Genomic DNA, 14,371 nt, shown 5'->3' with positions numbered 1-14,371 from the left:
TATCAAAAAATCAATAGAACGTCACGATTATTAGACAATACATAAAACACGCTTCACAACAAACGTTTTCGTTTTGAAGTATTCAAAAATGACTGAAATAATACTTTTCTTATATGCAATTTGCCGCCAATATTTTTTATTTAAGATTTGGTTAACGATATTTGTAAAAGACTTCAGGCGAAAATCATATTTAGCCGGTTGTTATTGATGTTAAACCGTAAACTAAAAACTTTATGAAAAGAGGACTACTTCTCGCCACGATGTTCATCGGAATGTCTTTTTCCGGGTATTCACAGGAATCGGATGTATTTTCCTTTAATTTTGTGGAGGACAAGCTTGACGACAGCAGTGTAAATATGGCAGCAGTTGGCAGCCACTATATGGGATCTGACATCGCAGTTAAGTTAGAGCTTCTGAAAGATTCATATACATGGAAAGAAGAAGGCACACCAAATAGCCCAACCACAAAAACGGTTGTTGAAAAACCAGCGATATATTACTCTCTTAAAAAGCTGGATAAGTACTACAAAAAGGCGATTAAGAAGGGTAATGTAACAGAGGAAGCCGCAAGAGAAGAATTTGTGAAGGCACTTGATATTGCACTGTTTATCAGATATCAGGAAACTGCTGCTTTCGAAGACAAGCTTCGAGAACTAAAAGAAGAATCAGATATTGCTCTACTTTACACCAAGAAGGTTAAATTAGAGTTCTAAAGCATTTAAGATAACCTGTAAGAGGGTTTTACTACTATCGATCAATCGTAGACAAAGGGGTGAATGCCCCTTTGTTCATTTACAGCCGTTTAGCGTCTGTTAGGATGAAGCTAAGCTGATACACATCATCATCGTTTAGCTTGAGCGTGCCTTCAAAGGTCAGCTCATCATCCATTTTTAGTCCCTCCAACTTCTTTGTTGGGAATATCATCATCACCGACTCAGGCCCTGCTTCGCCACAAAAAAAACAGGTTGCCATAGGGTATCTTGACAGTACAATTCCCTTAGGTGAAAGATCAATGGGAAGGTAATAGCCTTTGATAATATATTTCTTCCCGTCCATTTGAAGCAGCTCATCATCAAATTGGGGGATATAGAACGACGCTTTCTCTTCATCTATATACTTACTTTCAAATCTTACCCCTTCGAAGACTTTCCAGAGGCTTGGACTCTGAGGCGGCGACACAAAAAGGGCAAAGCCCAAAACTAGCTGCAACATATGAGTAATATAGTTCCTCCGACAAAGATAGGCACCATCTTCGTGGTGCTTGCCCCACTAAAATAAAAAGGCAGGAAGGTAAAAACCATCCTGCCTAGTTCGTATTAGTCCTTTAACTTTGATTTATACCATTGCTTTGTCCTTGGCATTGATGTTTTCAGAAACGATCTGGCCATCGAACAAGTGGATGATTCTGTGTGCATATTCAGCGTCGATAGGAGAGTGAGTCACCATAATCACTGTAGTTCCTCCCTCGTTCAAGTCGCTCAGCAAGTTCATAACTTCCTGGCCATTGGCAGAGTCAAGGTTACCAGTAGGCTCATCCGCAAGAATCAGCTTAGGCTTGGCCACCACCGCTCTCGAAATCGCCACACGCTGCTGCTGACCACCCGAAAGCTGCTGTGGGAAGTGGTTCTTTCTGTGCATGATCTTCATCGACTCCATTACTTCCTCTACCCTCTTCTTGCGCTCAGCCGCAGAATACTTCAAGTAGATAAGTGGAAGTTCAATGTTTTCATACACTGTGAGTTCGTCAATCAGGTTAAAGCTCTGGAATACAAATCCAATATTAGCTTTTCTCAAATCCGCTCTCTGGCGTTCCGAGTGCTTGGAAATCTCCTGGCCCATGAAGTGGAAATCACCCTCAGATGGGTTATCAAGCAGGCCTATGATGTTAAGCAAAGTTGACTTGCCGCAACCAGACGGCCCCATGATAGCTACAAATTCGCTCTCACGTACTTCAAGATTAACTCCAGCTAAGGCAGTTGTTTCAATCTCATCTGTGTAGTAGAACTTCTTCAGTCCTACTGTTTTAATGACAGTTTTAGCATTTTCCATATGTATATGGTTAGATATTGGTTTATTTATTTAAAAACTAATCGATCCTTATCCTGATAACCCTCGTAGGAAGAGACAACAACTTTCTCTCCTGGTTGCAACCCTTCTAACACCTCATAAAACCGTGGGTTCTGACGTCCCAATCTAATGTTCCTGCGTGTCGCAAAATCGCCGCTCGCATCCACTACAAATATCCAATTGCCACCTGTAGTCTGATAAAAGCTTCCCCTTGGAATCTGTATCGCCTGAATATTCTCGCTCAACTGCAGACGTATCTGAAGCGTTTGACCTCTTCTGATTCCATCCGGAACGTCTCCCTCAAAATACATGTCCACCTCAAACAGGCCATTTCTTACTTCTCCGTAGTTCTTCATGATTGTGAGCTCATAAGTCCCTCCCGCAAAGTCGAATGTACCCTTCAACCCTTCGTATATTCTGGCCAGGTAGTGCTCATCAATTTGCGCCCTTACCTTAAACCCATTCGTGTCATCAATCTGGCCAATGTTTTGACCAGGAGAAATCGACTCACCCACTTCGCCGTTCACAGTCGATAAACGCCCCGAAATAGGAGCCCTTATGTACAAATTCTCCAGGTTCTGGCGAATCATGTTAAGGTTGTTGTTTGTTCTCTGTAGCAATGCCTGAGAGTTGTTGATAGTGTTTTCAGCATTCAAAGAGTCTACCTTTTGAGACTTTACTTCAACAACCCTTGTTTTAATCAGCCTTTCATAGTCAAGCTTAGCTCTCAAAAACTCTTGTTCAGAAATTACCTTCTCCTTGAAAAGCTGCTCGCTTCTTTCATAAAGATCCTTCGCCTGAGCAATCTGGTAGTCGAGCGTAATCAGCGTGCGCTGTAGCTGGAACAAACTCTGCTGCATCTGCAACCTCGTGTTTTGAAGCTGGTTCATCAAGATGAACGCCTGGGTTTCCTCCCTTATGAAGCTTTGCAACAAATTATTGTTGGTGAGCTTTAAAATAGTGTCCCCTTTTTCTACCTGAATACCACCCTCGTAGAATTTCTTCTCAATAATACCGCCTTCTATCGCATCCAATCGGATAGTCTTGATAGGCATGACCTGTCCATCGACAGGGATAAACTCCCTGAATTCACCATTTTGTACTTCAGCTACATTGATTTTATCAACAGACACATTGAGCTTGGAGCTTCGGTCTGCAAAAACAAAACTGTATATAACAAAAAGTACAAATGCGCCACTAAGCCCATAAATGGCGACTTTCTTGAGAGTAAACGTTTTCTTTTTAATTACACGATCCATTTGCTAAGATATTTCAAGTCCGTGCCAGTATCTCCAACAAAAATGCCACAAATTACAAACCGCTGATTATTAATCAATTACGGTTTGATTGGTTTTGCGAAATAGTTCGATTATGTACACTTAGGAGCGGTTGGTGTTCGCTATTGAGCAAAAGGAAAGACCTGAAGAACAGGCAAAAAAAAAGATTCAGGCATTCGCCTGAATCTCAAGGTCAAAAACTCAAAATAAAAAGGACTAATCAAATCTTAATCCACAACAACACACGAATATAAAACAATCGGCTCTAAAATAAAATTCCTTCCCTCTAAATTTTGAATTTTTAGTCGTGTGGCTTTGGTCATTTCCCATACAGCCTTTGCCCCACAAATAACGGTAGGGGCTGGCGAGGCATTGACAAGAGGTCTCTAGACAAGGTGTGCAAGTGCAAACATTTCTTCAAAAAAGCTTCCAAATAATCGCTCAGAGGCTCTTACGTTAAAAAAAGGTGCAAAAACTGAGGGTTGTTGAGGATACTGGCAGTATTTTTGCCACTGTATTGCGAAAGCACACTACTTTATATGAAACTACGGATATCAAAACGATTCATTTTACTACTGGGATTTGTCCTGGCACTACTGGCTATTTATTCAGGTGGCCTGGTGACGGCCCAACCAATGCAGGATCAAAATGGTGCCGCTAGTTTAGACTCTGGTCGGGTTTCTAATAAAGTTCGTTCGCAAATTGTGGAGCAGGCCATCAACCATAAGGGGCTGATTACAGATTCAAGGCTTGACTTTTCGCTAACCCCTACCGGCAGAAGTGAATTCGAATTGGCCTTCGAAAACCCCTATAAATACCCGGTTAAGATCAAGATTTATAATATCATAGGCAATCTAATAGCTGAAGAAGAAGCAAAACCAGGCGCTTCGTTTACCAAGAAGTACAACTTTTCTGACGAGAAAATGAGGCTATTTGTTGTCGAGGTGGGCAACCAGAAGCACAACCTTACCAAGAAGGTGACTACTATATAAAAAACAAGCCCCGCATTTCTACAGGGCTTTCATTCATATTAACAATTCAAGTTAAACAGGCCACTCAGCCTATCTCGACCAATTCTATTTGAAAAGTAAGGTCTTTTCCAGCCAAAGGGTGGTTAGCATCCAACACTATCTTGTCTGGCTCAACAGCAGTAACAACCACAGGCCGTGATTTGTCTCCATCGTTGATGGCGAGTTGCATTCCAATTTCCGGGTTTATGTCGGCGGGCACCTGGGCTATTGGAACTTCCACCAAAAGCTCGTCGCTCCTTTCACCATAGGCTTCTTTGCTTGGGATGTTTGCTTCTCTTACTTCGCCCAAAGCCATTCCCAGTACGGCTTGTTCAAAACCTGGTATCATTTGCCCCTGTCCTAAAGTGAAGGCAAGAGGATCACGACCTTCCGAAGAGTCGAACACCGACCCATCATCCAACTTTCCTGTATAATGTACTTTTACCGGATGTCCATTTTTTGCTACTGACATGTCTTCCTTTTTTCTGTTTGCTAATTCTTTATGATTTAATTCAAAGGTATGGAAATATGGTTTTGATGAAAATCTATGCCGGGTAATGTTATGATTATGGACAGAAAATGTTCATATTCGTACATAAAAATCTCAATAAACCTTCATAACATTTTAATAATCAGCGCCTTTACCTTTGGCACAGTACTGGTGATGTATTTAACAGAGCGGATAACTACAACTTATGGAATCAGATAAAGAACTTGGAAAGATATTAATCATTGATGACGACGAAGATGTGCTGCTTGCAGCTAAAATGCTACTTAGGAAGCATGCAGAAAACGTTATCATAGAAAAAAACCCAAAGAAAATACCTTTTCTACTCAACAACGACACCTACGACGTAATCCTTCTGGACATGAATTTCAGCAAGGACATAACCAGTGGAAAAGAAGGCTTTTATTGGCTGGAACAAATACTTGAACGAGAGCCAACAGCTGTGGTCATACTCATAACTGCTTTCGGAGACGTAGAAATGGCCGTGAAGGCGCTCAAGGAAGGGGCAACTGATTTTGTATTGAAGCCATGGCAAAATGAGAAACTAATTGCTACACTTTCTTCAGCAGCCAAACTGAAAAAATCAAGAAATGAAGTTACCCAGCTAAAGCAGGCCAAGCAGGCGCTCGAAGAAGGAATAAATCAGCCTTTCAAGGACATTATCGGCGAAAGCGATGCCATCAAGCAGGTATTCAATATCATTGACAAAGTAGCCCAAACGGATGCCAACGTGTTGATTTTAGGAGAAAACGGCACAGGCAAAGAACTTATCGCCCGGGCACTCCACCAAAAGTCGCTGAGAAAAGACAAGGTGTTTATCGGGGTTGACATGGGCGCCATTACGGAAACGCTGTTTGAGAGTGAGCTTTTTGGCCACAAAAAAGGTGCTTTCACCGATGCCAAAGACGACAGAGCCGGGAGGTTTGAGGCTGCCAATGGGGGCTCTCTGTTCCTGGATGAAATTGGAAACCTCAGCATGCAACTTCAGAGCAAGCTGCTCACTGTGTTGCAAAAAAGAGAAGTGGTAAGGCTTGGCACCAACAAATCTGTCCCTGTTGACATCCGCCTGATCAGTGCCACGAATATGCCTATTTACGAAATGGTAGAAGAGAGTACTTTTCGTCAGGATTTGCTCTATAGGATTAATACCGTGGAAATACACCTTCCTTCGCTGAGGGACAGAATGGACGATATCCCGCTGCTTTGCGACCATTTTATCAAGATGTACTGCGGCAAGTACAGGAAGCCAATCAAAAAAATGTCGCCCATCGCACTCAAGAAGCTACAGAAATATCAGTGGCCCGGTAATATCAGGGAGCTGCAACATGCTCTGGAAAGAGCCATTATCATGAGCGATTCCAATATGCTGTCGCCCGACGATTTTTTCTTTTTGAATCAGAAAGCCGAGAGCAAAGCAGAAGCAGAGCCTGAAACGTTCAATTTGGACGATGTAGAAAAGTCGGTGATTCAAAAGGCCATTAACCGGCACGGGGGTAATATTTCCAAGGCGGCCAAAGAACTTGGATTAACGAGGGCTTCCCTTTACAGAAGAATGGAGAAGCATGGCCTTTAAAAGCTTCAAAGCTGCTTTGATTATTAGGGTTGTGCTGCTGATTGGCTCAATCTTCCTGCTTACACACTTGTATTACAACGATTCCTATGACCTGACCAAAGCGTTGGTGATCGGAATGATTGGCTATCAGGTATATGCCCTTTTCCACTACCTGGACAAGTCAAACAGGGAGATTGCCAACTTTCTCAGTTCCATACAATACGACGACTTCTCCAACACCTATACATACAGAAATACCGGTGGGTCCATTGACTTGCTTTATGAGCAATTCAATAATGTTATGAAGAAGTTCAGGGACATCAGAGCCGAAAAGGAAGCGCAGTACACTTATTACAAAACCATCGTTCAGCACGTGGGCATTGGCATCATCACGTTTGACAAACATGGCGAAATTCAAATGCTCAATACCGCCGCCAAAAACCTGCTACAGATCGGGCAAATAAAAAACATTTCGAACCTGAAAAGTATTAGCCAGGTACTTGTTGACGGGTTTTTTATGTTAAAAACAGGTGGCAGAGACCTGATAAAAATCGAGCGCAATGGGGAGGAAGTACAGTTGGCAATTTATGCCATAGAGCTGACCATGCGGGGAGAGGAGTTCAAGCTTATTTCTCTTCAGAACATCAAAAGTGAGTTGGAAGAAAAGGAAATGGAGGCGTGGCAGAACCTGATAAGGGTGCTGACTCACGAAATAATGAACAGCGTGACACCTATTTCCTCACTGGCAGGCACTGTCGAGTCGGAGCTTGGCCTACAGTTAAAAAATGGTGCCGAGGTCAATAAAATTACCAATGAAGAAATTCAGGACTTGTACCTGGCAGTACAAACAATTCACCGGAGGAGCGACAGCTTGATAAAATTTGTTTCTGACTTTAGGAACCTGACAAGGCTTACCATGCCGAAGCTAGCCCAAACCAAGGTGCGTGACCTGCTTGACCATGTACTCATGCTTTTGAAGTATGAAATAGAGCGGGGAGAAATTAAGCTCACTTATAAAGTCGAGCCCAAGAACCTTGAGGTGCTGGTCGACAAAGAGCAAATTGAGCAAGTATTAATCAACCTGGTGAAAAATGCTATTCAAGCGCTGGAGGAAAATGATGAAATGGACAAGGAAAAGCTTTTGATCATTTCAGCAAATGGCCTGGAGAATAATAGCGTGTCAATTTCGATCACTGACAATGGCCCTGGCATTGAAGAAGATGCGTTGAAGAAGATTTTTATCCCCTTCTTTACAACGAAGAAAAGTGGGTCTGGTATTGGGTTAAGCTTGTCGAAACAGATCATGAGGCAGCACAAGGGGTCGATCTCAGTGAAGTCTGTCATCAACCAGGGCACTGAGTTTGTGCTGAGGTTTAGCTAATCCAAAAATCTCATTTTCAGTTTCGTTTTTGCTCCATAATGGATAGATTTACTAATCACCCTAACTGAAATGGGAAGCACACTGGAGACTGTACGTTCTATTTTAGCTGACAAGCTGGCCTGCCCGTTGTCGAAAGTGACGCCTGATGCGTCTTTCTATAAAGACCTTGGGATAGACTCACTGGACTATGCGGAGCTGGTAATGGAGCTGGAAAGAGAGTTTGATATTACCATTCCCAGTTCAGAAGCCTCAAGAATTACCACCGTTAGCCAGGTAATTGACTATATCAACCGCCGGATCAAGTCCTGCAAAGGGCTTTCAAATTATTGATTTGATAAAGCGCACATAAAGGTGCAGTAATTGCCCAAGCCTACCTTTGGGGAAAGGTGGGAATGTGAAGGATTATTATAAAACCATTGTTCTTTCTGATATTCACCTGGGGCGCAGAGGTTCCAGACACAAAGATGTGATCAGTTTTCTGAAACACAGCATCTGTGAGAACCTGATTTTAAACGGCGACATCGTTGACCGGTTTAGCTATAACAAACCAGAGCTTTGGAAGAAAAGGCACTGGAGGTTCATAAAGGCACTTTCTCAAAAAGTAGCCGAGAATAACACCGCCATCACATTTGTTAAAGGCAATAGCGACGAGTTGCCGAACAACTTGCTCCCACTCGAAATGGGAGCTTTGAAACTGGTTGACAGAGTGGAGTATGAGTCAAATGGCAAGAAATTTCTTGTAATTCATGGTGATATTTTCGACACCTATAAGGGGCAATTCAGGTGGCTTGCCAGCCTTGGCAAAAAAGCTCATGGCCTGCTCTTTTGGTTTCATCATCAGGTACATAACTTAAGAGCCGTAATTGGTGTAAGGAACACCCCTTTCTCCGAAAAGGTGAATAGCAGATTGCCAATAGCAAATCGATTTATTGAAATTTACGAGCAATCGCTTTGTCAGTTCGCCAAAAACGGCGGCTACGATGGTATTATTTGTGGACATTTACACATCCCCGCTATTAAGACCATAGATGGGGTGGTTTACATGAATTCAGGTGATTGGCTCTCTTCGGGATCGGCTCTGGTTGAATATCCCAACGGTGAATGGAAACATGTGTTCTACACTGAATCTCAAAGAGCTTTGTATGAAGAACTGGAAAATGAAGAAAAAGGCTTGAAATACTTAAACATTTATCCTTCTTTGAGGGGTGGATTTCTAAATCTGTAATTTTAGGTCGTTTCCTGAATGCCAACCAGTCCAAAAAGGTTTCTTTTTATTGTCCAGGGTGAAGGGCGTGGTCATATGACGCAGGCAATTTCACTGTTTGAAATGCTGACGGCGGCAGGGCAGGAAGTGGCGCATGTTGTGGTTGGAAGGAGCTCTCGGCGAGAAATGCCCTCTTTCTTTCAAAACAGAATTACCTGCCCACTCACCGGCATCTCCAGCCCAAATTTTGTAGCGGACAAAAATAATAAATCGGTAAAAATAGGTCCGACCATCACTCATAACCTGGTTCATTTTTCCAACTATGTTCAAAGCCTCAAATTGCTCAACAACATAGTTAAAGAGACAAAGCCAGACGTAATTATTAACTTTTACGATTTCCTTGGTGGCCTATATAATGGACTTTATAAGCCAAAAGCCGAATATATATGTATTGGCCATCAGTATCTCGCCTACCACAATCACTTTCCGTTTCCAAATAAACAAGGCTTCAACAAAAACTTGTTGCTTAATAACAACAAGCTGACCGCCTGGGGAGCTAAAAAGCTGCTGGCTTTGTCATTTGCCACCTATCCGGAAGACAAGAGTAGTGGCGTGGTAGTAGTTCCGCCTTTGCTGAGGAAAGAGGTAATGAAGCTTGAACCAACGGAAGGCGATTTCATTCTGACCTATATGGTAAATGACGGCTATAGCAAAGAAATAGAGTCATGGCACAGTGACAACCCATCGGTAAAGGTTCAGTCGTTTTGGGACAAAAAAGGAATGCCAAATCCTCATCGTGTCGACGACACACTCACTTTCCATCAATTGAGCGACACCATGTTTCTCCAGCTCATGAGCCAGTGCAAAGCATACGTGAGCACAGCGGGTTTCGAGTCTATTTGTGAAGCTATGTACCTTGGTAAGCCCGTGATGATGGTGCCTGTGCAGGGCCATTATGAACAGGCTTGCAATGCCCTGGATGCGGTTCAGGCGGGAGCTGGTGTCAGTTCGGAGTCGTTTAACCTCACGAAGGTCATTGACTATCTACCAAGTCATAGGCCGATAGTAACCGAGTTCAGAGAATGGACAGACCGTTGCGAAGAACTGATTTTGAAGGAGCTACTGAATTAAAATTTCTCTACAGGTAAATTAACCCCTCTTCGTGCTCACCAACCACCGAATGCTCTCCCTTATTGAACCGCTGTGCTGTGACCAGTGCAAGAAGGGCATCTAGCTCGTGCCATGACTCAGGCTCCCGGTGCAAGGTTATTGCTGTTTCAGACAAAATTACCTCAGTACATTTTTGAATGTGCTCAACTCCACTTTTGTAACCGAAATCAGGTAGCCCTAGACGATGTGCATGCCATTTTGGATAAGTTTCCAACACCTGAGTTTGGTTTGTAAGAAGCATCCGTGTCAGTCTCATTGCTCTGGCGGTAAGCCCACCCAGAAACATAGGAGACATAGCACTCAATTGCCTGTCACAAGCCCGGTAAAAGTAGTCCTTATGTTCAGCACTATGATCACGATAGACGCCAGGAAGTGACAATGGAGCATCAAGGAAAATAAGCTGTGGATTGTGGTGCTGGCCGAACTTCAGAATCATTTGATCGGCGTCCTGTCCTTTTCGGCTGGATAAAAAGTGAATCTCCCCACCTAATTGGAAGCAAATGCTGGTAGTACCAGCAAGCTTACTTCCATAATCGATTCCGACAAGCAAAACAGGGTTCAATAAAGGTAGACACCCATGCCCTTGCCTAACACCACCTCTACATGCTCGTCGATGGTAGTGGAGAGCTCGAAGCCTTTGTAGTTGGCACTAATGGGAAATCGCTTGTGACTACGATCAACCAACGTGGCAGTCTCAAGCCTTTTGATATCCGCACTAAGTAAAACGCTCATACCGTAAGCCATGGTACGTCCACTGTTGAGCACATCGTCCACCAGGACAACGCATTTATTTCTGAGGCTCTCAGGCGGGCAGGTGAGTTTTATCTCGTCTGCGGAAGGATCATCCTTATTAATATCAAGCCTGACCAGGCTTAGCTTCATTTTTGCGATGCCCTCCATTTCCACAAGCAATTCTTTGGCGATCTCAAAGCCTTTGTCATAGATGCCGACCAGCACTATTTCTTTTTCGTCGAGATTAAACTCAACAATCTCAAAAGCCATTCTTCGAAGCTTTTGGAGCACTTGAGGCTTGTCCAATATCATGTTACGGCGGGTGGCCGTCTGCTGAACCTTAGGCATTTTTACTGAGGAATTGGTAGAACTTTACTGTCCTTAAAGGTAGCAAGAATTACCATAGACTGGAGGCTGTCGACTACTTCAATTTCGCTTACCTTCTCAAGCATAAGCTTTTGATAGGAGGCGATGTCTTTGGCAATTACTTTCAAAATAAAGTCACCACTACCAGTAATGTGATGGCACTCAATCACATCTTCGATTCGATTAATTTCATCGAGAAACTTATCTATGTTTCTCTTGTTGTGGCCCTTTAAAGTTACTTGCACAAACGTGCTAACACCTAAACCAATTTTTTCTGTGTCAAGCTTTGCGTGATAGCTTTTGATAAGCCCGGAAGTCTCCAGCTTTTTTACTCTTTCGAGTGTGGGGGCCGGAGAAAGTCCAATTTCTTTGGAGAGTTGGGCGTTGGTAATTTTGGCATTAGACTGAAGAATTTCCAAAATCTTTCGATCAGTCTTATCCAGTTTAACGTTCAGGTTATTCATCATATGGGTCGCCAAATAAAATTTGCTACAAAGCTAAGTATAATATACTTTATTCTAAAATTTTCTTGATATCTGTCATTTCCCAGTAATTTATTAAAGGAATTTGGCATTGCGTATAAAATTTTGCAATAAATTGTCACCAAAAGGAACTTCTGTCAATTTGACCTATTCCAAATAATATTTCTTAAACTACTGAAAGGGTGAATACCACTATGGAGGGAAAAAGAATCCGTGCTTTACCTTTTCACAACTCTCCTGACTGCTTCGTTTCCCTTGCTTTGCACTCTAAGTAGGTAGATTCCCTTGTTAAAGTGAGCCATTTGAAGTGACAACGACGTTAGGCCGGCCTTAAGAGCATAATACTTTTCGGAAAACATCGGCTGACCCGTCATGCTTAACACGGTAACTTCGGCATCACCCGTTTCCGGGAGAATCAGCCCAAATGTAAGGCGGTCATCCACGGGGTTAGGGTATGGGTTGTTCACAAGAAACCCTTCAGTAAATGAAAGGCAATTTGAATTGTCCTGCGGTGAAAATTCAAACTCTCCATCCTTTAGAATGGGCACAAGCTTAATGCATACCTTTTCCACAGGGTTGTTGGCAATCACCAACTCAAATTGTAAAGAATGAGAAACTGACTTGCCCGGCGCCACGGTTCCACTGTATTTTTCTGAAATGGTGACCCGGTCATCAACTACTATTTCGATGGGAAAGTTCGTCTGCGCTATACTGCCTCGATTGGCGATATTCAAAATAAATCTAAGCTTCCCTTCTGTGTCGGTGTAGTTAACCGACCGAAGTTGAAGGTCTATTTTTGGGAGAGCAACAGTGACCACGCTAGTTGTAGTATCTGAGCATCCAAACTCGTTAAATGCGACGAGGCTTACCAAATAGTCGCCCTCTTTATCAAACACCCTACTGATGTCCTGCTCGTTGCTAACAGAGGCGACACCGTCACCGACGAACCAGGAATAAGCCGTCGCTCCATTTGATTCATTCGTGAAATTAACTGTCACCGGCAGTTGACCTACAGACAATGAATGACTGAAGGCTGCCACAGGTGAGTTATTAATTGTCACATTCTTGCTGATGGATATTTCACACCCTTTCTCAGTCTTTAGGAACAAGCTCACGTTATAGTTCCCTGCTTGTTTGAACTGGTAGTAGGCCTTGGGGCCGTTTGCAGAGGCCTGGCCAGCGAAATCCCATTTCCTACTAATAATGGGGTCATCAGGACTGGTGCTTAAGTCGTTGAACTCCGTTAGTTCGTTGACACAAGCTGAAGTGAATCCAAAGTCAATTGATGGTAATTCATTGACCTGCAAGGTTTTTGTCAATGAAATGGTGCAAAGGTTTTTCGTTGTTATCTGTAGCGTAACGTCGTAGCTTCCAGGATTTTTGAAAACCTCATTGACGGTTGGGGCGCTATAGAACTGATTATTGATACTCCACAAGCGGTCAACAATTGGATTGTCGGCGTCGCTGGTGGACTGGTCAACAAATGTTGTGGCCTGTCCCTCGCAACCAGTGTTGACTAAAAATGCGACAGTTGGTGATGGCAGCACATCAATTTCTCTGGTAAGTATTTCGGAACACCCGTAGTTCGAACTAACAGACAGCGTAACAGTATATTTTCCTGCAGTTGGGAATTCAAATATCGGATTTCGTTCATTGGACGTGCCAAGCCCAGCAAAATCCCAGCTCCATTCTGTGATATTGGCATTTTCCGCAGTGCTTTGGTCAGTGAACTGCACCGCTGCGCCGCTGCAAGCAAGATCATGTTTGAAATCAGGCACAGGTATCGCACTTATTGCCACTTTCTCTGTAAGTGTGGTTTCGCAGCCTAAGTCATTGTTCACAGTGAGGCTCACCTGATAGTCGCCGATGGTTTCAAAGAATGTTTCAGGGTTTTCCACTGAGCTAGTGTAGCCGTTGCCAAAATTCCACAAGTATCCGGTGATACCTTCGCCAATAGAAGTGTTGTTGAATTGTGTTGTAGGGTTAATGCAATTGCTGCCTACGGTAAATCCCACTACCGGCCCCTCTAATAGGTTTATTGTTTTACTCACCGATGCTTCGCAGCCCGGTATGCCAACGGTTAGTGTAATGATTTTTTCTCCAGCGGTGGCAAATGCATAGGTGGTGTCCTTTCCCAGGATGGTGGCCTCACCATTAAAATCCCACGTCAAGGTGACGAGGCTGTCGGGAGGGAGATTAGGGGTTAGGTCTTTGAAAGAAAGTGTGTTATTGCTGCAAAGGCCCCCTTTGTAGGTAAAGCTAAAATCAGGCTCGCTGATGTCGTAAATGCCGATGGTTTGCCTAGCGGAGTTAGAACAGCCGCCGTCGTTTTGGACTGTCAGTGTCACCTCATATTCTCCGGCTGAAGAGTATTGAAAGGTAGGATCGGGATCGGTGGAGTCTTCTATCCCATCGCCATCAAAGTCCCAGGAGTAGGTGGTGATGTCGCCACTGCTATTGGTGGAGGTGAAGGTGGTGGGGGAGGAAAGGCAGATATCAGCATAACTGAAAGTGATGTCAGGCGACTGTTGCGCACCAACGACAACATCCTCTACTACCACAGACTTGTTGCCAGTTGCACTGTAGGCAGTTAGCTCTATCTTGTAAGTACCGGATACATCA

15 protein-coding genes are annotated in these 14,371 nt (G+C 43.4%); 7 read left to right on the top strand and 8 right to left on the bottom strand.

What is annotated here, in order from left to right:
* Positions 1-233 precede the first annotated feature (233 nt).
* Positions 234-713, top strand: coding sequence for a hypothetical protein (locus RIF36_RS25130; protein WP_350079012.1), 480 nt, complete (start codon positions 234-236; stop codon positions 711-713).
* 79 nt (positions 714-792) lie between these two features.
* Here RIF36_RS25130 and RIF36_RS25125 read toward each other — a convergent pair whose 3' ends face one another.
* The 3 genes from RIF36_RS25125 to RIF36_RS25115 all read right to left on the bottom strand — a co-directional run bounded on the left by RIF36_RS25125 (position 793) and on the right by RIF36_RS25115 (position 3,326).
* Positions 793-1,212, bottom strand: a complete 420-nt coding sequence (locus tag RIF36_RS25125; protein WP_350125635.1) for a DUF3299 domain-containing protein — start codon at positions 1,210-1,212, stop codon at positions 793-795.
* A 123-nt stretch (positions 1,213-1,335) separates the two neighbouring features.
* Positions 1,336-2,049, bottom strand: coding sequence for an ABC transporter ATP-binding protein (locus RIF36_RS25120; protein ID WP_152001035.1), 714 nt, complete (start codon positions 2,047-2,049; stop codon positions 1,336-1,338).
* 26 nt (positions 2,050-2,075) lie between these two features.
* The gene (locus RIF36_RS25115; RefSeq protein ID WP_152001036.1) at positions 2,076-3,326 is read right to left on the bottom strand and encodes an efflux RND transporter periplasmic adaptor subunit; all 1,251 of its coding nucleotides are present in this window, start codon (positions 3,324-3,326) and stop codon (positions 2,076-2,078) included.
* A 557-nt stretch (positions 3,327-3,883) separates the two neighbouring features.
* Between RIF36_RS25115 and RIF36_RS25110 the strand changes: the two genes are divergently transcribed.
* On the top strand, positions 3,884-4,336 hold the full coding sequence (locus RIF36_RS25110; RefSeq protein WP_152001037.1) for a T9SS type A sorting domain-containing protein: 453 nt from the start codon (positions 3,884-3,886) through the stop codon (positions 4,334-4,336).
* 64 nt (positions 4,337-4,400) lie between these two features.
* Here the strand turns inward: RIF36_RS25110 and RIF36_RS25105 are convergent, their stop codons facing one another.
* Positions 4,401-4,826, bottom strand: a complete 426-nt coding sequence (locus RIF36_RS25105; protein ID WP_152001038.1) for an FKBP-type peptidyl-prolyl cis-trans isomerase — start codon at positions 4,824-4,826, stop codon at positions 4,401-4,403.
* A gap of 223 nt (positions 4,827-5,049) precedes the next feature.
* On the opposite strand from RIF36_RS25105, the gene RIF36_RS25100 reads away from it, so the two are divergent.
* The 5 genes from RIF36_RS25100 (at position 5,050) to RIF36_RS25080 (ending at position 10,130) form a co-directional block, all read left to right on the top strand.
* Positions 5,050-6,435: a sigma-54-dependent transcriptional regulator gene (locus tag RIF36_RS25100; RefSeq protein ID WP_350079005.1), complete on the top strand. Its 1,386-nt coding sequence runs from the start codon at positions 5,050-5,052 to the stop codon at positions 6,433-6,435.
* On the top strand, positions 6,425-7,795 hold the full coding sequence (locus tag RIF36_RS25095; protein WP_152001040.1) for a sensor histidine kinase: 1,371 nt from the start codon (positions 6,425-6,427) through the stop codon (positions 7,793-7,795). The genes RIF36_RS25100 and RIF36_RS25095 overlap by 11 nt, the downstream gene beginning before the upstream one ends.
* A gap of 69 nt (positions 7,796-7,864) precedes the next feature.
* Positions 7,865-8,125, top strand: coding sequence for an acyl carrier protein (gene acpP / locus RIF36_RS25090; protein ID WP_350079003.1), 261 nt, complete (start codon positions 7,865-7,867; stop codon positions 8,123-8,125).
* Positions 8,126-8,189: 64 nt separating this feature from the next.
* Positions 8,190-9,020 (top strand): UDP-2,3-diacylglucosamine diphosphatase, encoded by an 831-nt coding sequence (locus RIF36_RS25085; RefSeq protein WP_350125632.1) that lies wholly within the window; start codon positions 8,190-8,192, stop codon positions 9,018-9,020.
* A gap of 18 nt (positions 9,021-9,038) precedes the next feature.
* On the top strand, positions 9,039-10,130 hold the full coding sequence (locus tag RIF36_RS25080) for a glycosyltransferase family protein (RefSeq protein WP_350125629.1): 1,092 nt from the start codon (positions 9,039-9,041) through the stop codon (positions 10,128-10,130).
* A 7-nt stretch (positions 10,131-10,137) separates the two neighbouring features.
* Here the strand turns inward: RIF36_RS25080 and RIF36_RS25075 are convergent, their stop codons facing one another.
* From RIF36_RS25075 to RIF36_RS25060, 4 genes are all read right to left on the bottom strand, one after another.
* Positions 10,138-10,719: a DUF429 domain-containing protein gene (locus RIF36_RS25075; RefSeq protein WP_193217995.1), complete on the bottom strand. Its 582-nt coding sequence runs from the start codon at positions 10,717-10,719 to the stop codon at positions 10,138-10,140.
* An 8-nt stretch (positions 10,720-10,727) separates the two neighbouring features.
* Complete coding sequence (locus RIF36_RS25070) at positions 10,728-11,249, bottom strand: phosphoribosyltransferase family protein (RefSeq protein ID WP_350117961.1); 522 nt, start codon at positions 11,247-11,249, stop codon at positions 10,728-10,730.
* A 2-nt stretch (positions 11,250-11,251) separates the two neighbouring features.
* Positions 11,252-11,734, bottom strand: a complete 483-nt coding sequence (locus RIF36_RS25065; RefSeq protein WP_152001046.1) for an Lrp/AsnC family transcriptional regulator — start codon at positions 11,732-11,734, stop codon at positions 11,252-11,254.
* A gap of 233 nt (positions 11,735-11,967) precedes the next feature.
* On the bottom strand, positions 11,968-14,371 hold a 2,404-nt coding region (locus RIF36_RS25060; RefSeq protein ID WP_350125626.1), incomplete at its 5' end, for a PKD domain-containing protein.

This window comes from Imperialibacter sp., assembly GCF_040222815.1.
Classification (GTDB): Bacteria; Bacteroidota; Bacteroidia; order Cytophagales; family Cyclobacteriaceae; genus Imperialibacter.
The sequence above is the reverse complement of the archived record's forward strand: the minus strand, read 5'-3'. Positions and strand labels throughout refer to the sequence as shown.

Coding starts and splice junctions, on each gene's coding strand:
- RIF36_RS25130 (WP_350079012.1), top strand. CDS start 234: ATGAAAAGAGGACTACTTCTCGCCACGATGTTCATCGGAATGTCTTTT.
- RIF36_RS25125 (WP_350125635.1), bottom strand. CDS start 1,212: ATGTTGCAGCTAGTTTTGGGCTTTGCCCTTTTTGTGTCGCCGCCTCAG.
- RIF36_RS25120 (WP_152001035.1), bottom strand. CDS start 2,049: ATGGAAAATGCTAAAACTGTCATTAAAACAGTAGGACTGAAGAAGTTC.
- RIF36_RS25115 (WP_152001036.1), bottom strand. CDS start 3,326: ATGGATCGTGTAATTAAAAAGAAAACGTTTACTCTCAAGAAAGTCGCC.
- RIF36_RS25110 (WP_152001037.1), top strand. CDS start 3,884: ATGAAACTACGGATATCAAAACGATTCATTTTACTACTGGGATTTGTC.
- RIF36_RS25105 (WP_152001038.1), bottom strand. CDS start 4,826: ATGTCAGTAGCAAAAAATGGACATCCGGTAAAAGTACATTATACAGGA.
- RIF36_RS25100 (WP_350079005.1), top strand. CDS start 5,050: ATGGAATCAGATAAAGAACTTGGAAAGATATTAATCATTGATGACGAC.
- RIF36_RS25095 (WP_152001040.1), top strand. CDS start 6,425: ATGGCCTTTAAAAGCTTCAAAGCTGCTTTGATTATTAGGGTTGTGCTG.
- acpP (WP_350079003.1), top strand. CDS start 7,865: ATGGGAAGCACACTGGAGACTGTACGTTCTATTTTAGCTGACAAGCTG.
- RIF36_RS25080 (WP_350125629.1), top strand. CDS start 9,039: ATGCCAACCAGTCCAAAAAGGTTTCTTTTTATTGTCCAGGGTGAAGGG.
- RIF36_RS25070 (WP_350117961.1), bottom strand. CDS start 11,249: ATGCCTAAGGTTCAGCAGACGGCCACCCGCCGTAACATGATATTGGAC.
- RIF36_RS25065 (WP_152001046.1), bottom strand. CDS start 11,734: ATGATGAATAACCTGAACGTTAAACTGGATAAGACTGATCGAAAGATT.